Source organism: Labrenzia sp. VG12, assembly GCF_002237595.1.
GTDB lineage: Bacteria > Pseudomonadota > Alphaproteobacteria > Rhizobiales > Stappiaceae > Roseibium.
Map to the genome: position 1 here is coordinate 4,876,232 of NZ_CP022529.1, position 20,816 is coordinate 4,897,047.

Consider the following 20,816-nt stretch of genomic DNA (forward strand, 5'->3'; position numbering starts at 1 on the left):
GTGTCACCCCGGAGGAGCAAAGCGAGATCCGGGGCCTACTCGTTTGCAGAGCCTTGGGACAAGGATGCATCACCTTCGCTTCGGCAAGCGGCGAGGCGAGTGGGTCCCGGCTCTGCGCTGGCGCTTGGCCGGGATGACACCGAAAGATGCGTCTGGCTCTTGTGTCCCTGATAGATTTGAGCTTCACCGCATACACCCCCTCTCCCCCTTGAGGGCGAGATGTCCCCGTCAGGGGACAGAGGGGGGTATCGGCCTTTCGGCGAACGCTGGCCTCTCCGGATTTTGTGGCGCGGCTTCACCCCCCTCTGTCCGGTTCCCGGACATCTCCCCCGCAAGGGGGGAGAGGGGCGCAAGGGGAAGGGCCGTGCCGGTTTTTGGAATGACGCCGGAGCAGGATCTCGGGAGCTCCGTTCATGAGCCGTGAGCCTTCCGCTGACAGTTTCCGCCTGGAACCGGCCCGCTATGCGGAGCTTGCGGTGACGTCCAATTTCTCGTTCCTCACCGGCGCGTCCCACCCGGAAGAGCTGGTGACGCGGGCAGCCGCGCTTGGCCTTGAGGCGATTGCGATCACCGATCGCAATTCGCTGGCCGGAGTGGTGCGGGCTTTTTCGGCGTTGAAGGAGATCAAGCGCGCCGCGGCCGAAGAAGGCGTGCAGATCCGCTCCCATTCGCAGATCGATTCATCCTCGCGCCAGGAGACCAACACCAGCCCGCCGCTCGCCCTGCCGGAGACGTTGAAACTGCCGCGGCTGATTGTCGGCGCGCGGCTGGTGCTGCAGGACAGCCCGGTCGACTGGGTGGCACTGCCCACCGACCGCGCCGCGTACGAACGGCTCAGCCAGCTGCTGACGCTGGGCAAGCGCCGTGCGGAAAAAGGCGATTGCCATTTGAACCTGGAAGATCTGCTTTGCGCCGCAAAGGGCCAGATCCTGATCGCCCTGCCCCAGGGGGCGTCCGCGCAGACGGGCCTCTGCGCCACAACATGCGATCACATCCGCCGGCTGCGCCAGGAACTGCCGGGCCATGTCTTTCTGGGCGCGGCGCCCCGTTATGACGGCACCGACCAGGCCTGGTTCCGGACCTGTGCCCAGGCCGCGCATTCGCTCGCCGCGCCGATGGTGGCTGTCGGCGACGTCATGATGCATCACGCCGGCCGCCGCCGGCTGGCCGATGTGCTGACCTGCCTGCGCGAGGGCTGCACCATCGACGAGATCGGCACCCGGGCGCTGCCCAATGGCGAGCGGCGGCTGAAGGCCCCGGACGACATGGCGCGCCTTTTCCGCCATCACCCGGCCGCGTTCCGCCGCACGCTGGAAATCGCCACCCGCTGCAGCTTCGACCTCTCCGAACTGTCTTATGAATATCCGGACGAGATCATGGGCGGCGAGGACCCGCAGGCGCGGCTGGAACGGCTGACCTATGAGGGGCTGGAACACCGCTATCCGGCGGGCGTTCCGGACCATGCGCTCAAGCTGGCGGCGAAGGAGCTGACGCTGATCGCCAAGCTGAAATTCGCGGCCTATTTCCTGACCGTGCATGACATTATCGGCTTTGCCAGAAGCCGCCACATCCTGTGTCAGGGGCGCGGCTCGGCGGCCAATTCGATCATCTGTTATGCGCTCGGCATCACGGACGTTGGCCCGGAAACCATCACCATGGTCTCCGAGCGCTTCATTTCAGAACATCGCGGCGAACCGCCCGATATCGATGTCGATTTCGAGCATGAGCGGCGCGAGGAGGTGATCCAGTATGTCTACGAAAAATACGGCCGTCACCGCGCCGGGCTCTGCGCCACGGTGATCCATTTCCGCACCCGCGCCGCGATCCGCGAGGTCGGCAAGGTGATGGGGCTGAATGCGGATGTCACCGCGGCGCTCGCCGGCCAGATCTGGGGCAGCTCCAACAAGGGGCCGGAGGAAACGCGTGTGAAGGAGATCGGTCTTGATCTCGACAACCCCCGTGTCCGGCAGACCATCGAGCTGATCCGGGAGATCATCGGCTTTCCAAGGCATCTGAGCCAGCATGTCGGTGGTTTCGTGATCACGCAAGGCCGGCTCGACGCGCTCTGCCCGATCGAGAACGCCGCCATGGAAAACCGCACCGTCATTGAATGGGACAAGGACGATATCGACGCGCTTGGCATTTTGAAGGTCGACATGCTCAGCCTCGGCATGCTCACCTGCATCCGCAAGTGTTTTCAGCTGATCGACACGCATCATGGCGATCAGCTGACGCTCGGCACCGTGCCCCAGGCGGACAAGAAGACCTATGACATGCTCTGCGTCGCCGATGCCATCGGCGTCTTCCAGGTGGAAAGCCGGGCGCAGATGAACTTCCTGCCGCGCATGCGCCCGCGCGAATTCTACGACCTTGTCATCGAGGTCGCGATTGTGCGCCCCGGCCCGATCCAGGGCGGCATGGTGCACCCCTATATCAACCGCCGACAGGGCAAGGAGAAGGTGGCATTTCCCTCAAAAGAACTGGAGGAGGTGCTCGGCAAGACGCTCGGCGTGCCGCTGTTCCAGGAACAGGCCATGCAGATCGCGGTCGTCGCCGCCGGTTTCACCCCGTCGGAGGCCGATAAACTCCGCCGCTCCATGGCGACCTTCCGGCGCATGGGCACGATCGGTCAGCTGAAGGAGAAGTTCATCTCCGGCATGCTCAGCCGTGGCTACGAGCTGGAGTTTGCCCAGAACTGTTTCGGCCAGATCGAGGGCTTCGGCGAATACGGTTTTCCCGAAAGCCACGCTGCCGCCTTTGCCATGCTGGCCTATGTCTCGGCTTACCTCAAATGCCATTACCCGGCCGAATTCGCCTGCGCGCTTTTAAACGCCCAGCCGATGGGCTTTTACGCTCCGGCGCAGATCGTGCGCGATGCCCGCGAGCACCAGGTCGAGGTCCGCCCGGTCTGCGTCAACACCAGCGAATGGGACAACATCCTGGAGCGGCGCAGCGACGGCGCGCTGGCGCTGCGCCTCGGCTTCCGCCAGATCAAGGGCCTCCGCGAAGAAGACGCTGCCTGGATCGTCGCCGCCCGCGGCAACGGCTATCCGGACACCGAAACCCTCTGGCTCCGCACCGGCGTGCCGCCGGCCACCCTGGAGCGGCTGGCCGAGGCCGATGCCTTTGCCGGCATGGGCCTCAATCGCCGTGCCGCGCTCTGGCAGGTGAAGACCATCCGCAGCCCGAAACCCCTGCCGCTCTTCAACGACCCGATCGACGGCGAGGCGATCTTCGAGCCGGAGGTGCATCTGCCGGCCATGCATCTCGGCCAGGAGGTGGTGGAGGATTACCTCTCGACCCGGCTGACGCTGCGGGCCCATCCGATGGAGCTGTTACGCCCGCATATCCCGCATCTGACGCCCCATGACCGGCTCGCCGCGCTGACCCCGCGCGAGGCGCGCCGCGTCTCCGTCTGCGGCCTCGTCATCACCCGCCAGCGCCCCGGCACGGCCTCCGGCGTCATTTTCCTGACGCTCGAAGACGAGACCGGCGTCTCCAACGTGGTCGTCTGGCCGAAAATGTACGAAAAATTCCGCCCCGCCGTTCTCGGCGGCCGGCTCCTGAAAGTCACCGGCCGTCTGGAGCGGGAAGGCATGGTGGTCCACCTCATCGCCGACCACATCGAAGACCGCTCCCGCGACCTCTCCCTCCTCGGCCACCCGAGCGACAACGTGCTGGGTGAGATGGGCCCCAAGACCGACGACGTGCCGGTGCACCTGAAATCGGACGCCCAGAAGACACGGGCGATGCATCCGAGGGAACAGGCCAAGCGATTGTTTCCGAGTAGGGATTTTCATTGAGGAGGGGAGGGACGAAGGGGAGTGGACAACCGGAGCTGCGGAGAGGTGATCTCAGTAGATCGTAAGAACCAGAAATTCACACGCATCGTAGCGAATTCAACGCTGGGCGTGAAATTCTCGCGGAGAGTTTCCCTATAAGGATGTGTCAGGCCCGCTATGTGTCTTCCAATACGAAAAACACTACCAAAGCAACGTCAACTGCGATCATCCCTTCTCAGGGCGATAAACCACTGATGAGCCTAATCTCGGCGATGCCGTAACGAACTTGCCTCACAAAAGTTTCTTTCAGCCTCACTAAAGGAATGTCACCTCCAACAACCTAAGCTTGCACCTGCCGAATTTATCAGTAAACATTGATAATTCAGCGACCGGAGAGAACATGGCCGACGAAATTCTTAAACTTCGAGAAATTATCACTGAAAATCTTCGTATTCAGAAGCACAGTGAATCCGTTACTTATGTGGATACAGATTCTCTAATTCTTGATTTGCGAGCAAAGCAAAACCACGCAGTATTTGCGAGGCGTGGTTGTGGCAAAACGCTTTTGATGTTTAAATCAGCAGAGCAGGCTTCAGAAGATGTTAGAACGATTTATTTAAACTGCGAGGACTTCAAACGTCATAGTTTCCCAGACGTCCTGTTAGTGATTCTTGAGTCTGTTTTTTCGGAATTACAGGCCAATTGCCACGGCTGGTTCGGTCGAAAACGTCGCCTTAAGCAGATTGTTCAGGAAGTTATCAATGATATCAATAAGATCAAAGAACAACCTGACGAAAGAACAAGCGAAGTTCGCACTGAAAGCGAAGAAAATAGCACCAACAAGAACTCGATCTCATTGGGAGCCAAATCATCAGGGCTGGATCTAGGGCTAAAATCAGACAGATCGGCGACAGCTTCCATTCGCGTAGAAAGAGCATTTCAAGAACATCAGTCGAAACTGAAGCAACTCGACATAAGACTTCCTGAATACAAACGCAATATTCGTGAATTCTTCCAGTTGTCAAGCAAGGTGAAATTTGTTTTCATACAGCTTGATGATCTCTACCATCTCGACCGGGTTCATCAAGCATTTGTTGTGGACTATGTTCACAGGCTTTGCAAGGATTTGCCTCTATTCTTCAAAATTGCAACATTGAGACATGCGAGTACTTTGTATGTCGACAGAAATGGTCAGCCGTTCGGCGCGCAAGAGCGCCATGATTTTCAACCTGTAAGTATTGACTATGATTTCGGCAACTTCGAGAAAACACGTCGCCGAAACTTGGCAATTCTTGAGGGATTTGGAAAACAAGCTGGCATGAGTAAAAGTGAAATAGGGGCTCTGTTCAAGGGGGAGGGATTTCAGAGACTTGTAATGGCGGGAGGCGGTGTACCTCGTGATGTTATGTCGCTTTTTTTGGAGATATTGCCGTCCGTGTCTTCCGGCGACGGAAGAATTGGAAAAGACGATGTTCGCATTAGTAGTCGATCCAATTTTGAGCGTCGCATAGAAGAGCTGAAGCAAGACTCTCAGGATCAAGAGCAAGAAGGACTACTTAAAGGAATATATTTAATTCGAGAGTTTTGTCTCGCTAAGCAAAACAATATTTTTAATGTCAGTGAGGAGTTACTCAAGAGAAATGAACAAGTTCGAGGGCTTGTGTATCGTCTTTTAGACTATAGAATTATTCACAATTGCGGGACGGCACTCACGCACAAGTCTCAACCTGGAACCTTTCAGGCCTTTGCAATAGATATTGGATGTTATGCTCACCTGAGAAAGCTTGAAGGACGTTTTAATGAAATCGATGTCTCTTCGTCGCAAGCTAAAGAGCGCATGCGCTCGGCACCTGTAATGACACTAGAATGGCTCGAGGAGAACCAAAGTTCAGTACCGTCGGAAAATCTCGAGGGCGAACTACTATCTGAGTAAACCAACAGAAGTTGGGTGTGTGAATGCACAACCTCGGTGAATGCCGAAATGAAGGATAGCAGCGCACCATGCGGCTTGGCCGATGAATGACAGCCCCAGCCCGCCTTCACCCCCAACCGAAGTTCCAGTTGATTTGTACCCTCGGACCGGATCACATGGTGTCCCCGGCAACACCCAAGGTCACCAGCCGCAGGACCAGCGGCTGACTGGAGCCATCATGCGCCTGCTTGCTCTCTTCCTTGCCCTCATGTGTCTTTGCAGCCCGGCTCTGGCCGGTGTGGAAGACAAGGTCGCGGCCGCGGCGCCGTCGGGGGTCGTGCTTGTGCTGGATGAGACGGGCAACGAGCTGGTGGCGCAAAACGCCGAGCGGTCCTTTGTCCCGGCGTCGGTCGCCAAGCTCGTCACCGCCTGGTTGGCGCTGGAGGTTCTGGGGGAGGATTACCGGTTCACGACAAGCTTTTACCTGGACAAGAACAGGGTGCTCTATGTGCGCGGCGGCGGCGATCCGTTCCTGGTCTCCGAGGAGCTTGCGCTGCTCGTGCCCGAGCTTCTTGCCGCGACCGGCAAGGAACCGTTCGCAGGCCTTGTTCTGGACGCAAGCTATTACCCGGCCAGTCTTCGGATCCCGGGTATCGAAGACACCGGCGCGGCCTATGACGCCCTCAACGCGGCCCTTGCGGTCAATTTCAACACGATCCATGCCGTCAGAAAGGGAAACACGGTCCGTTCTGCGGAAAAGCAGACCCCGATCACCCCCCTGGCGGTGAGCCAGTTCCGGGAGCGTGGCCCAAAGGGGCGCGGCCGCATCAGCCTGGCCCAGGAAGACCCTGCCATAGGCGTGCGCTATGCCGGCGAGCTGCTTGCCGCCTTTATCGAGCGGGCCGGAGGGCGTGTTGACGGCGACATCTCAACCGGGCCCGTGCCCGCAGACCTTGAGCCTGTCCATGTGCACCACCAGTCCCGCCCCCTGTCGGAGATCCTGACCCTGCTGATGATCGGGTCGAACAACTATATCGCCAACCAGATCTTTCTGGAGATTGGCGCGCACCGTTTCGGCGGGCCGGTCAGTCTTGAAAAGTCGCAGCAGGTCACGAAAGACATCCTGGCCGAACACGGCATCACCGAGGGCCTGGTCCTCAAGGAAGGTTCGGGCATCAGCCCCGACAACCTTTTCTCCCCCAAAGCCTCGCCAAAGTACTGCAGCAATTTGCGCCGCATGCGGACCTGCTGCCCAAGACCCGGGCCGGATCCCGCTACAAGACGGGCACGATCCCGGGTGTGAAGGCCCTGGCGGGATACGTGAACACCTCAAACCACGGCCTGGTGCCCTTCGTGATCTCGCTGAAGGGCAACACGGGAAAGACCCGGTTCCGCCTGCTCAGGACGCTTGAACTCGGTCTCTAACGGGAGGCCGGAGGTCGGCGTGATCGGCGATGGCGCGATGTCCTTTTCTGACAGGTACGGGCCGACGTCGTCATCGCGACCAGGGCCTCGTTCACCCGCGTGATGCATCTGAGAGCGCAGAACAAGCAGCGCTTCCAGAGCCGGGATTTTCAGCGTGGCGGCGAATGGGCCGCGAGCGGACCTTCTAAGGGGTCAGAATAGGACCCCGGCCAACGCCCATCAGTTCAATCCGTTCAAATAGCCTGACGCAGACCCGCTTCCGGACATGGAGAAAAAGACGCCGTTGTCGCGCTCGGTGCTGGTTGATTTCTGCCGGACCCTGTTCCTCAGAGCCTCTGCGGTAATGGAGACCCCGACCTCAAGATTGGAGTGATGCTCACCAAGGCTCGGGTCAATCAGGCCATGCTGGTAATGATCGACAAGCGCTTCGGGGAGATCGGCCAGCCAGAAGTTGTCATCGGACTGGCAGGACAGAAGGATCGTATAGGGGGCAATGCCGTGTTCCTTGATCATCGCCTCGATCAGAACCATGCGGTCGTCAGGGGACAGGCCGACCTCCTTGCGAATGGCCGGGGAGGCGGCCGTGAACCTGTAGGCGGGCGGCGCCCTGCGCGGCAGTCGAAAGAACAAAGGCGGTTTTTCAAGCAGGCTGGGGCAGAGCGCCCCGATCTTTTCGATGAAGATTTTTCCGACGCCGAAATCATCGCCGTGAAAGGCAATCATCTGTTCAACGGATTTATAGGCTATGTGTTCATGCCCTGCGAATTCGGCGGAATTCACATCACCGATCCAGACGTCATTCTGGTAATCGACATCCAAGAGCTTGAATTCACATCCGGTGACCCCGATGCTGAAATTCCATTGGTGTTCAAAAAGACGATCCGTCTCTCCCGGATGGCGCATCAGGATCTTGATACCGATGACGCCGAATGGCGCTTCGCGGGAGATCATCTTTTGAACGGCGCCGTCCTGAATATCAAAGACCGTGGAGGTGTTCCACAAGTCGATAAGATGCGCCTGGTACTCTGCGCCGATCGCATCGATCAGTCTTTCAACGCGCCCCTTGCCTGATGACACATCAGTCTCCGGTTTCTGTTCGGTCACTCGGTCTTCCAAATGAATATATGTCATCCGGGCAGCGTCAGGTACTCCCAGCCTTTCAAAAAAACGCTTCGGACGAGGGTGGTATGAGACCTTCATTCGCCCTTTCAGGGCTCACACCAATCGCTTAAGAATGACCTCTTCAGCTTTTTTGAGCGCGCAGAGGGGACAAGATGGAAAAACGCAGATTGGGCGCGGATGGGCCGGAAGTCGGCGCGATCGGCTATGGCGCGATGTCCTTTTCCGATATGTACGGGCCGACGAACGAAGCGGAAAGCCACGCCGTCCTCAATGCCTGCCGGGATCTGGGCGTCACGCATCTGGATACGGCCAATGTCTACGGCATGGGCAAATCGGAAACCGCGATCGGCACCTATCTGAAAGCCGATCCGGGCGCGCGGGACGACTTCATCATCGCAACCAAGGCCTCGATCACCAGCGATCAGGACGGCAACCGCTGCTTTGACAATTCGGCGGGGCACCTGGAAGCGGAGCTCGACAAGTCTCTTCAGCGGCTTGGCCTCGACTGCGTCGACCTCTTTTATGCCCATCGCCGCGATCCGCGCTTCACCCCGGAAGAAACGGCGGCCAATCTCGGCCGGCTGGTCGAAAAGGGCAAGACCCGCGCCATCGGCCTGTCGGAAATCGCGCCGTCGACCCTGCGCCGCGCCATGAAGGTCTTCCCTGTCGCCGCCGTTCAATCGGAATATTCGCTCTCCACGCGCGCGCCCGATCTCGGACTGGTGCAGGCCTGCGCAGAGCTCGGCGTTGCCATGGTGGCCTTTTCGCCCGTCGGCCGTTCGCTGCTGACCGACAATCCGATCCCGCGCAAGCGGATCACCGACCTGCCGTTCCTCAGCTCGAATCCGCGGTTCATGGAGCCGAACCTGACGGAAAACCTGCGCATCCTGGAAGGCTTCCGCAAGCTTGCGGCGGAGATGGGCACCACGGCGGCAGGTTTGGCAAATGCCTGGCTGCTCGCCCGCGGTCCGCATGTCATCCCGATCCCGGGAACGCGGTCGGTGGAGCACCTGCGCGAATGCATTTCGGGCGCGGCCCTGACCCTCACCGCATCAGATCTGGAGCGTATCGAGGCTGTGCTGCCCGTCGGCTGGGCCCATGGCGACCGCTATTCGGACGCGCAATCGATCGGACCGGAGCGGTATTGCTGAGAGGAGGAACGGCCACATGCATATTGGTTTGATTGGCGGCATCGGGCCGGCTGGGGCAGGCCGCCGCCCTTGCCCATGCGGCGTCGGCAACGGGCTTCGAAGCCGAACGCCCCGGCCGTCAATATGACGCCCTCCTGATAGACATCGATCACACGCCCGACTGATTGCTGCATGGCGGCTCTAAAGGGTTCTGCCACCAAGGAAGGCTTCACGCTCTGCTGGCGTCGGCCTTTGACGAGGCTAGGGCTGACGGTGGTGTTCAAAAAACCGCTACAGGAAGGGCGCGAGGTCACCCAGGCTGTTTATCTCGGCCGGAGGGCTAGCAAGCTGGAGATGGCAACTCTAACTTGAATTCAATCGTTCACACGACGATTTGACCTTCAATGGCTCATTGCAAGGGGAACGTATGCCATTCCAAACAGGAGGACTAAGACGGCTGTGCCTTTGCGCATTTCTCTCGGTCACCGTCATCATCACTGGACCCACGGCTGGTCGAGCGGAAGATGTGCCTTCCATTGCCGACAGCATCGACAGGACGGTTACAATTCACTGGATGAGATACGTAAGCGCTTCTAGTCAACTGATGGAGCGGGTTTGCCAATTTTCAGTTAAGTTCGGAAGTTACAGTGCCGGGATCGACGCGAATGTCTTTGGCCTGGTGATGCATAAAGCAACAAGCGACGAGGCCGTCTCTGAACTCTTCCTGTTCCCGTGGGGGCGGGAAGGCGAGAGAACCTTGTGCATCAATAATTTGACCGATGAAGATGGACAACGCCTGTTCTACAATGTGAAGAGGGTCATTCCGGAAAAAGGGCGGCATGGACCGACTACAGTCCACTTTGGTCAGGAAAGCTACGGCTCCCGCTGACCTCAACAGCATAGATCTCGTCTAGCCGGATTTCGCGGAGATCTCGGGAAGGGCTTCCCGCCCCTTCGGGGTCAGGCCGTAGACACCCCGCTCGAGCCGTTCGAACCAACCGTAATGATCGTCTGCCATCATACGGGTCGCACGCACAACGCCTGTGGCCTTGGCGACATCGGCGCCGCGGCTGGGGCCGCTTTCTGCCAGATGCTCCGCGCAGCGGATCGCGTCCTGCCGGTAGGCCGTGACCAGCGTCACCCGGGTCGAGCCACCCGTGTTCGGATCGCCGACGCGGCGGGCGAATTCCCGAAGCATTCTGGTCTTGCGGGGTTTCGACTTGCGCGGCGTGAACGGGGCCGGGTCGTGATGCACTTCCACATGTCCGTCCGGCAGACGCACGGTGATCAGCCCGAGACCAAGCCGCCGGGCAAGTTTCAGGTTGCTCTTCAAGGCGCCCAGAAACCGTTTGCCCTTGCCGCGGGCGACCGCGACATAGACCAGATCCGTGATCGCCTGCCGGTCGATGGCCTGATGAAACAGGCTCAGGGTGAACCCGGTTTTCAGTTCAACGATCACCGGCTCCTCGTCGCCCCGGCAAGCGACCAGATCCGCTGCGCCGACTTCGGCCTTGACCTCATAACCCTGTCCTTCCAGGAAGGTCTTGACCGGTGCATAGAGCTCGGTTTCCAGAATGCGCGTCATTGCGCAAGTTTAGGCGGCAGGAAAGGGGCGGACAATCTGCAGAAGGGGTTTGCCACAGGCAATGCGGGCCGGACGCGATGGGTATCACAGGTCCGAAGCGTCCTTGTCTTGTAGTGCATATCGCTCGCGCTCCGCGTCCATTGCCGACTGCCAGCGTTTTTTCAAGGCGGCAGGGCGCTCCGGAAACCGGTCATCCAGGAGGACGGCAAAGGTCATGCGATCCGTCCGGAAATAGCGGAAATCTTCCCGCAATTCGCACCAGGCCGCCAGGATCCTGCCTTCATCCCGGTAACCCAGAAGGACCGGCCAGACGCAGCGTTCGCTGGTGCGGCCTTTATCGTCGCGATAACCGATCTGCACCTTTTTGCCGTCCAGGATCGCCTGACGCAGCATGCCGGCATCGACGCACTCTGCAGCTGCCGGGTCGACGGGGCGAACACTCATGGGCGAGGCCAGAATGTGCCGGCACAACGGGTCGGGTGTGATCGCCTCGATCTTCGCCATCAGGTTCTCTGCTGCCCGGGCAAGGTCCGGTTCGCCTCGGGTTGCGACCCAAAGGGCGCCGAGAACCGCTGCATCAATTTCGTCTGCGGTCAGCATCAGGGGCGGCATGTCAAAGCCGTCTTCCAGCACATAACCGAGGCCCGGCTCGCCCCGGATCGGAACGCGCTGCGCGATCAAGGTCGTGATGTCGCGATAGACCGACCGCCGGGAAACCTCCAGCTCCTCCGCGATGTCGCGGGCGGAGATCGGCCTGCGTGTCCGCCGCAGGATCTGGATGATCTCAAACAACCTGTCCGCTTTGCGCATGTCGTCCCTTGGCTGGTTCGATGTTGCCACCACGGTGGCAACAGGGGGGATTTATAAAACTGCCGGAACACCTTGGAAGGGACGGGACAGAATGACAACGACGATGTTCAGGCGCCTTGCAGCCGGGATCACTCTCTTTTTCCTCACATCTTTCATCACCGCGAACGCACAGGAAACCGCCATGCAGGCAAGCCGCCAAGACAACCTGGAACGCCTGGGGGTCTATGTCCTTTCAAGCGACATGGAACGGTCCGGCACGTTTTACCGTACGCTCTTTGGGGCTGACCCTGTCTTTCAGACCGAGGTTTTTGTTGGCTTCAACATTGCAGGCGGCCTGTTTGCCGTCGTGTCGAAAGAGGCGTTTGCACCGAAGGCCAGGCTCGGGGGCAGCACCGTTCCCTATCTCAAGGTGGCGGATATCGACGCTGCCCTTGCTCATGTCACCGAAATCGCTCCGGAGGCTCTTCAGGCGCCCGGGATCATCCGCGAAGGCCCGCTGAGCCTGTTCAAGTTCAGGGATCCGGACGGCAATCTCGTGGAGTACTACGCGCTGTCCGCACCGGTCGAAGGCCTTTAGGCGCCCTGCGCAGGGACTGGTCCGGCGAAATCACTTCAGCCCCGGCCAGTTCCTGTTCGCCTTGGCGATATAGCCCGGTATATCCCGGCTCCAGGTGCGCTGCACGGACTTGGAATAGTTCACGTAAAGCTTGCCGGACACGACCTTGTAGGCGAGTGGGTCGACGCCGACCTTGTAACCGCGCGAGACGCCGTAGGCGCAATAGCCGTCAAATTGCGGCGCATAACGCGCCGGGTTGGCAACAAAGGCGTCGCGGTTCCGAGCCGACGAAAACTGATAGGTCAGGCCGCGATACTGGGCGGTGAATTGCGATTTGCCCCTGGAAGGCCTGTTTCCGGAAAAATAGCTGACGGGATCATATCCGGTGAGCGCCAGGGGGCTCTTGGCAAAGGCTGGCCCGGCAGTGGTGGCCAGGACTGCAAATCCGGCGGTTGCCAGCGATAGCCCGAGCAAATTTCTGCGATTGATCATGTCACCCTCGTTCGGCTGAAGCCCCGCCTGAAATGTGTTCCGGCGCCCGCTGACATTCAATCAACATTCCGGTGACTGACGTGTTCTCGCGCCGGGACGTCGAAGGGATCACGCAAGCGTGAGCAGGAATTCCAGCCCCGAAAAAGCGGAGAACTCGGAAATGGCCACAAACGCCCTATAGTTTGACAACAAGCACGCCCGGAACCAATCCGGGCCATCCGTTCGACTGGAGTGATCTTGATGACGATTGACCTCATCTCCCGCCGCACGCTTCTTGCTGCCGGCAGCGTCCTGGGCGGCGCAGCTCTCGTGACCGGGAGCGCCCGTCTGCTGGTTCCGGCGCAAGCAAAAGGTCTGGCACCCACGCGGTCGATGCGCGGTGGATCCAACAACTACAGGCCCGGCGCACCGATCGTAGACCGGATCGGGGGCGGCGGCTTCTGGATGTCGGGCACTGTTCGCCGCGCGGGCGACGGCGCTCCGCTGGCAGGCCAGCGCATCCAGATCTGGGCTCATACCACGGAAGGCCATGAACGCGACCAGCGCAGTCACGGCGCAACCCTGACGGACGCAAACGGTGTCTTCCGGCTGGAAATGCCCCAGATCGTGCCGGCCTTCGGCCAACCGCACGGGCATCTGGCCTATGACAGCGGAGACTTCGAGACCGTCTTTCTGCGTCCGGTGATGAAGAGTTCCGGAGATACCAGCCTGGAGGCACATTTTGTGTTGCAGCCGGCCTGAACCGGACGATGCCTGACAAGAGGCGCCGATTGTCTCAGATCCCGCTCCGCACGCTGTTGATCTGGTCGGTTGTTCTTGCTGCGATCCTGTTGCCCCTGCTGTTGGCAGCGTTCAGTCCGCTGCTGCAATGGCGTCAGCCGGTCTATATTGCGGCCGGATTTGCCGGCATTTTCGCCATGTCGCTGCTCCTCCTGCAACCGCTTCTCGCCGGAGGTCTTTTGCCCGGTCTGCAAGGACCACGCGCCAGACGTCTGCATCGCTGGACGGGTGCCCTGCTGGTGCTTGCAGTCATGCTCCATGTGGCCGGCCTCTGGATCACCAGCCCGCCGGATGTCATCGACGTCCTCCTGTTTCGCTCGCCAACCCCTTTTTCCATCTGGGGCGTGGTCGCCATGTGGGCGGTCTTTCTGGCCGCTCTTCTGGCCGTCTTCCGGCGGCGCCTTCCTATTCTGCCACGCAACTGGCGCCGTGCTCATGCCGCGCTTGCTCTGACGGTCGTGGTCGGCTGTGTGGTGCACGCCCTGCTGATTGAAGGCACCATGGAAAGTGTCACCAAGGTGTTGCTCAGCGCTGCGGTTGTGGCCGTCACCCTCAAGGTGGTGCTGGACCTGAAGATCTTCACCAACAGACGATCCTGACGCTGTGGCAGAAATCGGAAGAGCGCATCCCTCACCGGGCCACTAAATTTTTTTTAAGCGTCTCAAACCGGTGGGGCGCCCGCCTGAAACTTCCTACTTGCGCCCTCTTGGACGCCCGTCCTGCGACTCCGAAAACATCGCAGATCTCAGCCGTTTTTTTGACTTCATGAGCCTGATGGATCCGCTCGTTCGAGACGGCAAATGTCAGCCGGGTTGAGCGTCTTGTGCCTGGTCGGGTTGCGGAACTGGTTGCAGAAAATGTTCTTGCCAGCATAACAACGAGATGCAATTAGAAGCAGCAAGAAATAGAATCACTTATTAAAAGTTGTACAAGATAAGGTCTTGTAACGATGAGGCTTTTTTGTCTTCGGTCGAAAACGGAGATTAAAAAAGACGCTCTGGCGTCAAGGGCCCCGGCGAGACCGATCTTCATACTTGAAAGGGAATTGAGGCCAAAAGAGGTTGCCGGTCATGGCCGGGCTCCAACCTGCTTCGGCGCGCCTGCCGGCCTGCCCGTTTGGGCCTTCCGACCTTTCCCGCTTCCGCTGCAGTCGCGACCCCTTGTCGGCTCGAGTTCGCCGGACCCGGGCAGCACCGGGCAGGTCGTCTCGACACCAGAATCACAAAGCTCACCAACAGAGGCCAGAACATAAGGGAGACCTCACAATGCCTACGACACCACAGCCAAGTGACGAATGGTGGATCAACGATCAGACGCCGGACAATCCTTTCGGCAAGAGCGAGGACTATGAAGCCTATCTGGATTATCTCGGCGCCCTGCCGCGCAGTCTGACACCTGAAATGGCGGCGCAGCCGCTGGTGATCAATGTCACCGAACTCAACGATCACCCCGAGTACAAGGAAGCGGTGATCGGCGCGCTGCAAATGTGGTCGGCAACGACGCCGCTCCAGTTCGAAGTCGTCGACGATGCCCCCTATGATCCGGACGCTCACTGGATGCAGATCGCCAGCCCCGAGATCGGCGAGCAGAACGACGGCAGTGCCTTCTCCAGCAACCGCTTCATCAGCGTTGGCCAGCGCTTCCATGACACAGAACCCAACAAGACCGATGTCGGCGGCTACGTTTTCAGCACCTTCATCCATGAGCTTGGTCATGAATTCGGCCTGAACCATCCCGGGCTCTACAACTATTCCGGCCCCGGCGGCGTCCAGATCAACTATCTCAACAACGCGACCTGGACCTATGATCGCCAGCAATACAGCATGATGTCCTATTTCGACGGCATCGATGTCGGCGAGACAACGCGCTGGTCGTCGGTCACTCCGATGATGGCTGATGTCGAGGCGACCATCCGCAGGTTTTTCTCAACCGTCGATGAAGAGACCGGCGAGCGCACCTACCAGACGATTGATCTGAACACCGGCGACAATGTCTACGGTTTCAACAGCACCGAATACGGCTATGAACTGACGTCGGAGGGCATGCAGCACGACATCGGCTTCGTGATCCACGACACTGGCGGCGAGGACACGATCGACTTTTCCGGGTCCACCGCCGGCACCATCCTGGATCTGCGCGCCGGTCAGTTTTCCAGCGTCAACGGTCATTCCAACAATGTCTCGATCTTTGCCGGTCACAACGAAGACCAGTCCGAGTACTACATCGAGAACGGCATCGGCAGCGCCCATGACGATGTTCTGATCGGCAATGACGGCAACAACATCCTCGACGGTCGCGGCGGTGCCGACCGCATGGCCGGCAATGGCGGTGATGATATCTATTTCGTCGATTCCGCCGATGACATCGTCCGCGAGGAAGAAGACGGCGGCAACGACACGATCTACGTGATCGGCAGCGGTATCGATCTCGGCGACGTCGCCCATGTCGAAAACATCATTTATGTCGGCGGCACAGCCGAACCGCCGGCGGATGACAGCAACGACGACGACGCGGGAAATGCGGCCGGATCGCTGACCAACATCATCGTCGGCGACGAGGGGGACAACGAGCTGATCGGTGGTGCCGGCGGCGATACGATCTTCGGCCTCGACGGCGACGATTACATTGTCGGCGGCCGGGACACGCTTGCCAGCCGCGACATCAACAACACGATCCCCATCGCAGACCTGGACGATCAGACCGAGACCGACGATGGCGCTGACGCGCTTTATGGCGGCGCCGGCAACGACACCATTCTGGGCGGCGCGGGCGACGACATTCTCGATGGTGGCGACGGCGACGATGTGCTGATGGGTCAGGCCGGGGCCGACACGTTCCGCGGTGGCGCGGGTGTCGATACGGTTGATTACTCCAACGAAAGCCCATTCCAGCTGCTGGTCAATCTTGAGACCAACATCGCCAGCGGCGGCACGGCTTCCGGCGACACGTTCGACAGTATCGAGAACCTGATCGGATCGGATGACCGCATCGATCGTTTCATCGGCACCGATGATGACAATCATTTCTGGGGCCGCGGCGGCGGCGACGTCTTCAATGGCGGCGGCGGCAACGACATTCTCGATGGCGGCCGGGACGGCGACATCCTTTATGGTGACGAAGGCGATGACACGCTGATCGGCGGCGCCGGCCAGGATTATCTCGATGGGGGCGAGGGCATCGACACGGTGGTCTATTCCGGCAGCGACGCCGGTGTCACCGTCGATCTTGGCAATGGCACGGCCAGCGGCGGCGATGCCACCGGTCCGGTACAGATTGTCGGTCGCGGGACGGCGATCCGCCACGACATCATCGTCGACGTCGAAAACGCTGTCGGCTCCTATCATGACGACCACCTGATTGGCACGGATGGCCGGAACGAACTGTCCGGTGGTGCCGGCAACGACATCCTGACCGGCGGATTGGGCCGCGATGTCCTGAACGGCGGCTCCGGATCGGACACGGCGGACTATTCAACCTCAGAAAATGGCGTCAATCTCAACCTGGCGCGCGGCAAGTCCGAAGGCGACAGATACATCTCCATCGAGAACCTGTCCGGGTCCGGTTTCAACGACCGTATCAAGGGGGACCGCAAGGACAACGTGTTGACCGGTCAGGGCGGCAATGACGTCCTGAAGGGCGGGCGCGGCGATGATGTCCTGTTCGGCGACTTCGGAGACCAAGCCGATGCCATTCCGCGGCCCGGCATGGGCACGGGCTACGCCACGCTCGGCCCGGACGCGACCAACAACTCGATCGCGACCGCCTTCGACATCTCCAACAACTTCTCGCTGACGGAAGATCCGAACATCTTCGACAGCACCACGGTGCTGCACACGACGGTCAACGCCACCGGCAATGGCCTTGGCGGCTATTACAGCATCACCCTGGCAGCAGGCACGATCCTGACCATCGACATAGACGGCATTGCCGATCCGAATGTCCATGACAGCTGGGTGCGCCTGCTTGACGGCAATGGCAATGTGGTCACCGAAAACGATGATGGCGGTGGCGACCCGGGTTCCACGTCGAACCGGGACTCCAGCACGGTCTTTGTCGTCCAGGAAACCGGTACCTACTACATTCTGGAAGGCAGCTGGACACCCGACGCTCCAGGTGGCTGGACCGAAGCCGTGCCGGAAGGGTCGACCTACACACTCAATGTCTCGGTGGAATTCCCGCCGGAGCCGGTTCAGCCGGGCGAAGCAGGCAATGACAAGCTCTATGGTGGCAAGGGCAATGATCTGCTCGACGGCGGACTTGGGGCAGACATCCTGTCCGGTGGCCAGGGCGAGGATTCCTTCCGCTTCACCACGGAGCTCGGCAATGGCAATGTCGACAGGATCAAGGACTTCAATGTCCAGGACGATACGATCCTGCTCGACAGTGCGATCTTCACCGAGCTGGACGAGGGGCTGCTGGACTTTACCGCGTTCCACAAAAGCGCCTCGGGCACGGCACAGGATGCATTCGACCGGATCATCTACGACAGCAATGACGGCACGCTGTCCTATGATGCCGACGGATCCGGAGACATCGCCGCCATTCAGTTCGCGCAGCTGTCGTCGAACCTGAACCTGTCAGCAGATGATTTCTTCATCATCTGATGAGATCGGTCAGGGCGCTCAGGTGCCCGGCCAGTTTCCTCCGGCCACGCCCGCCCCCTCGGCGTGGACCGGAGGGCTTTCGATTTTTTGGGACTGACATGAAACACATGACCTCGCGCCGTAGCCTGCTGATCGCCAGCCTTGTTGCTGCGGGTGCGGCTTCAGGCGTCGCAACAATAGGAAAAGCGATGGCAGACGACCAGCTGCTCCGCGGCACCGTGCGCTTCGCAAAAGGCGCCGTTCTGCCGAAGGGAGACCTGCGTTTTCATTTTGAAGGCCTGTCCGGTCCGGAGGGTGCGAAACAGGTCCCGGCGGTCGCCATTGTCGAAAGTGACGGCAAAACCGACCGGCTCTCGTTTGCCCTGCCGCTGCCGGGGGCTGCTGAAACAGTCCCTGTCCTTCTACTGGTCGCCAGCCTGGAACGGTCCGATGGCTGGCTGCTGGCCCGTGGCACTGCCAAGGTCAGGCCGGGCGATCCGGCTGATATCACGTTGTACCCGGTCGTCTATTGACGGCCTTCCAAGGGGCTTGGTCGTAGGTACCAGTCAAAGACATTCTGTTGTCGGTCAATCTGGTGGGCAAACCGGTTCGGGAGCAAGCGCACCGAGCTTGCTCCCGCGCTGCTTTGATCAAGCGCCAAAGGCACCGTCGATGGTGTGCATGGCCCCGGTGACAAAACCGGCCTCGGGACCGGAGAGCCAGGCGACCATTCCGGCGACTTCCTCAGGGCGTCCGTGACGTTTGATGGCCAGGAAGCTGTGCATCATCTCCTTCATCGGGCCGTCTTCCGGGTTGAGGTCGGTGTTGATCGGTCCCGGCTGAACGATGTTGACGGTAATGCCACGCGGGCCGAGATCCCGGGCAAGGCCGCGCGCAAGACCCTGCAGCGCGGACTTGCTCAAGGCATAAGACGCCAGACCGGCGATGGGCATCCGGTCGCCATTCACAGATCCGATCACGATGATCCGGCCGCCCTCGGGCATCTGGCGCGCCGCCTCGACCGCGGCATGGTAGGGTGCATGCATGTTGACCCGGAACAACCGGTCGATCTCGTCGGGATCCTGTTCCAGCGGGTCTCCGACCACGGCAATCCCGGCATTGACCACCAAAACGTCCAGAGGTCCCTGGTTCCGGACTGTGGCGATAAGTGCATCGCGGTCACCACTGTCGGTGAAGACAGCCGTGCTGCCTGTTTCGGTGGCCAGCTCTTCGGCGGCTTCAGGAGATCCGGCAAAAGTGAAGGTGACGTTAGCGCCTTCGTTCTTGAAGCGCCGCACGATCGCCGCGCCGATCCCCCGGCTGCCACCGAGCACCAGAACGGATTTATCTTTGAAGTCAGACATCAGGCTCTCCTTGCTGAATAATGTAATAAGCGCTACATAATAGCAGTGAGGCGACATTCAAGGATTTTTGTAGTGACTGATATAAATAAATTGCGTCCGCGCGGACGGCCACGCAGCTTCGATCCCGATCGGGCGATTGAAACCGCTCAGCAGCTCTTCCATGCACGCGGCTATGACGCGGTCAGCGTTTCCGATCTGACCGACGCGTTTGGCATCAAACCGCCGAGTTTTTATTCCGCCTTCGGCAGCAAGGCGGAGCTCTATATCCGTGTGCTGGAACGCTATGCGCAGACCGGTGCCATTCCGCTTGCAGATCTGCTGCGATCCGACCGCCCACTCGCCGAGGCGCTGACGGCCGTGCTGGAAGACGGAGCCCGGCGCTTTGCGGCCGATCCCGAGAGGAGCGGATGTATGGTGCTGGAGGGACTTCACTGTCTCGACGCGGACGCACGGGACGCCGCTCGCGGGATGCAGGCCAGTGCGGACAGCTTGCTGAACAGCTATATCGCGGAGCGGCGCCCTGACGAAGCAAGGCACCTTGCAGATTTCGTCGGGACCACCCTGGCCGGTCTGTCGTCCATGGCGCGCAACGGCCATAGCCTCGAGCGCCTCCTCGCCACGGCGCGTCTTGCAGGAAACGCGATCGAGCAGGAACTGTCCGGCTAGGGACGCAAATTGCCCGTCACTGCGGAAGCCCTGGCAGGGCGCGGTGGACATCCTGATTTCAAAGCCAGAAGACGCTGGCCGGCAGGAGGCCGGCCAACTGGAACCGCGCGGCCAGATTCAGGCGCGTTATTCAACGGTGATGGTGATCACGTCGGAGGCCATCTGTGGCCCGAAGGGCACGTGGTTCATGTCCCCGAAAACCATCTGCAGCGTATGAGTGCCGGCTGGCAGGTCAAGGCTGACTTCGGTCTGGCCGCCTCCGAAGTGTTTGTGACTTTCATCTGCCGGCAGGTTGTAGAGCCACTCGTCGGCGCCGTCCTCGCCCTCTCCGAGTGGGGCGCGATCGATCAGGACATGATGATGGCCGGTGCCCTCTTTTTCAGTGCCGGCAGGTGCAACACCCATTCCGCTCACCCCCATCTGGACAAGAACAGGTGATTTGACCCTGGCCCCGTCCTCCAGGTTTATGAAATAGACATAGGCGCCTTCTGTCGCCGGCCAGGCGAGGTGATCGTCGGCGATGGCAGGTCCGGCGAGTGCCGCGATTGCAAGCGTTGCGGTGAGTGCGGTGGCAAGGGCGAGTTTCTTCATGTTTGACTTCCTCCGATG

The 20,816-nt window shown here is 60.1% G+C and carries 18 protein-coding genes; 12 read left to right on the top strand and 6 right to left on the bottom strand.

Going from position 1 to position 20,816, the window contains the following annotated elements:
• Positions 1–413 precede the first annotated feature (413 nt).
• From CHH27_RS22605 to CHH27_RS22615, 3 genes are all read left to right on the top strand, one after another.
• Positions 414–3,803 carry an error-prone DNA polymerase gene (locus CHH27_RS22605; protein WP_094073597.1) on the top strand — a complete coding sequence of 1,130 codons (3,390 nt, stop codon included), beginning with the start codon at positions 414–416 and terminating at the stop codon, positions 3,801–3,803.
• A 379-nt stretch (positions 3,804–4,182) separates the two neighbouring features.
• Entirely contained in the window at positions 4,183–5,715 is a 1,533-nt protein-coding gene (locus CHH27_RS22610; protein ID WP_094073598.1) for a hypothetical protein, read from the top strand.
• Positions 5,716–5,932: 217 nt separating this feature from the next.
• Positions 5,933–6,997, top strand: coding sequence for a D-alanyl-D-alanine carboxypeptidase/D-alanyl-D-alanine-endopeptidase (locus tag CHH27_RS22615; RefSeq protein WP_198338272.1), 1,065 nt, complete (start codon positions 5,933–5,935; stop codon positions 6,995–6,997).
• A 341-nt stretch (positions 6,998–7,338) separates the two neighbouring features.
• Here CHH27_RS22615 and CHH27_RS22620 read toward each other — a convergent pair whose 3' ends face one another.
• Positions 7,339–8,223, bottom strand: a complete 885-nt coding sequence (locus CHH27_RS22620) for a hypothetical protein (protein ID WP_157739050.1) — start codon at positions 8,221–8,223, stop codon at positions 7,339–7,341.
• 170 nt (positions 8,224–8,393) lie between these two features.
• Between CHH27_RS22620 and CHH27_RS22625 the strand changes: the two genes are divergently transcribed.
• The 3 genes from CHH27_RS22625 to CHH27_RS22635 all read left to right on the top strand — a co-directional run bounded on the left by CHH27_RS22625 (position 8,394) and on the right by CHH27_RS22635 (position 10,260).
• Complete coding sequence (locus CHH27_RS22625; RefSeq protein WP_094073600.1) at positions 8,394–9,392, top strand: aldo/keto reductase; 999 nt, start codon at positions 8,394–8,396, stop codon at positions 9,390–9,392.
• A 32-nt stretch (positions 9,393–9,424) separates the two neighbouring features.
• Complete coding sequence (locus CHH27_RS28545) at positions 9,425–9,556, top strand: hypothetical protein (protein WP_256386396.1); 132 nt, start codon at positions 9,425–9,427, stop codon at positions 9,554–9,556.
• A gap of 242 nt (positions 9,557–9,798) precedes the next feature.
• A complete protein-coding gene (locus tag CHH27_RS22635) occupies positions 9,799–10,260 on the top strand; it encodes a hypothetical protein (protein ID WP_094073602.1) in 462 nt (153 codons plus the stop codon).
• A gap of 21 nt (positions 10,261–10,281) precedes the next feature.
• Here CHH27_RS22635 and CHH27_RS22640 read toward each other — a convergent pair whose 3' ends face one another.
• Together CHH27_RS22640 and CHH27_RS22645 are read right to left on the bottom strand one after the other, a co-directional pair.
• Positions 10,282–10,956 carry a DUF2161 domain-containing phosphodiesterase gene (locus CHH27_RS22640; protein ID WP_094073603.1) on the bottom strand — a complete coding sequence of 225 codons (675 nt, stop codon included), beginning with the start codon at positions 10,954–10,956 and terminating at the stop codon, positions 10,282–10,284.
• 84 nt (positions 10,957–11,040) lie between these two features.
• Positions 11,041–11,766, bottom strand: coding sequence for a YafY family protein (locus tag CHH27_RS22645; protein WP_094074946.1), 726 nt, complete (start codon positions 11,764–11,766; stop codon positions 11,041–11,043).
• Positions 11,767–11,857: 91 nt separating this feature from the next.
• Here CHH27_RS22645 and CHH27_RS22650 point away from each other — a divergent pair, with 91 nt between their 5' ends.
• Positions 11,858–12,343 carry a VOC family protein gene (locus tag CHH27_RS22650; protein WP_157739051.1) on the top strand — a complete coding sequence of 162 codons (486 nt, stop codon included), beginning with the start codon at positions 11,858–11,860 and terminating at the stop codon, positions 12,341–12,343.
• Between the two features lie 30 nt (positions 12,344–12,373).
• On the opposite strand, the gene CHH27_RS22655 is transcribed toward CHH27_RS22650, so the two are convergent.
• Complete coding sequence (locus CHH27_RS22655) at positions 12,374–12,814, bottom strand: YHS domain-containing (seleno)protein (protein ID WP_094073604.1); 441 nt, start codon at positions 12,812–12,814, stop codon at positions 12,374–12,376.
• A gap of 240 nt (positions 12,815–13,054) precedes the next feature.
• Here CHH27_RS22655 and CHH27_RS22660 point away from each other — a divergent pair, with 240 nt between their 5' ends.
• The 4 genes from CHH27_RS22660 (at position 13,055) to CHH27_RS22675 (ending at position 18,710) form a co-directional block, all read left to right on the top strand.
• Complete coding sequence (locus CHH27_RS22660) at positions 13,055–13,555, top strand: twin-arginine translocation pathway signal (protein ID WP_094074948.1); 501 nt, start codon at positions 13,055–13,057, stop codon at positions 13,553–13,555.
• A gap of 29 nt (positions 13,556–13,584) precedes the next feature.
• A complete protein-coding gene (locus CHH27_RS22665; RefSeq protein WP_247646148.1) occupies positions 13,585–14,193 on the top strand; it encodes a ferric reductase-like transmembrane domain-containing protein in 609 nt (202 codons plus the stop codon).
• A 666-nt stretch (positions 14,194–14,859) separates the two neighbouring features.
• Positions 14,860–18,198: a M10 family metallopeptidase C-terminal domain-containing protein gene (locus tag CHH27_RS22670; protein ID WP_094073606.1), complete on the top strand. Its 3,339-nt coding sequence runs from the start codon at positions 14,860–14,862 to the stop codon at positions 18,196–18,198.
• Positions 18,199–18,296: 98 nt separating this feature from the next.
• A complete protein-coding gene (locus tag CHH27_RS22675) occupies positions 18,297–18,710 on the top strand; it encodes a hypothetical protein (protein ID WP_094073607.1) in 414 nt (137 codons plus the stop codon).
• A gap of 117 nt (positions 18,711–18,827) precedes the next feature.
• Here the strand turns inward: CHH27_RS22675 and bdcA are convergent, their stop codons facing one another.
• Complete coding sequence (bdcA, locus tag CHH27_RS22680) at positions 18,828–19,541, bottom strand: SDR family oxidoreductase (RefSeq protein WP_094073608.1); 714 nt, start codon at positions 19,539–19,541, stop codon at positions 18,828–18,830.
• A gap of 72 nt (positions 19,542–19,613) precedes the next feature.
• Here bdcA and CHH27_RS22685 point away from each other — a divergent pair, with 72 nt between their 5' ends.
• Entirely contained in the window at positions 19,614–20,207 is a 594-nt protein-coding gene (locus CHH27_RS22685; RefSeq protein ID WP_198338273.1) for a TetR/AcrR family transcriptional regulator, read from the top strand.
• A gap of 126 nt (positions 20,208–20,333) precedes the next feature.
• On the opposite strand, the gene CHH27_RS22690 is transcribed toward CHH27_RS22685, so the two are convergent.
• Positions 20,334–20,798, bottom strand: a complete 465-nt coding sequence (locus CHH27_RS22690) for a DUF4399 domain-containing protein (RefSeq protein ID WP_094073610.1) — start codon at positions 20,796–20,798, stop codon at positions 20,334–20,336.
• Positions 20,799–20,816 lie beyond the last annotated feature (18 nt).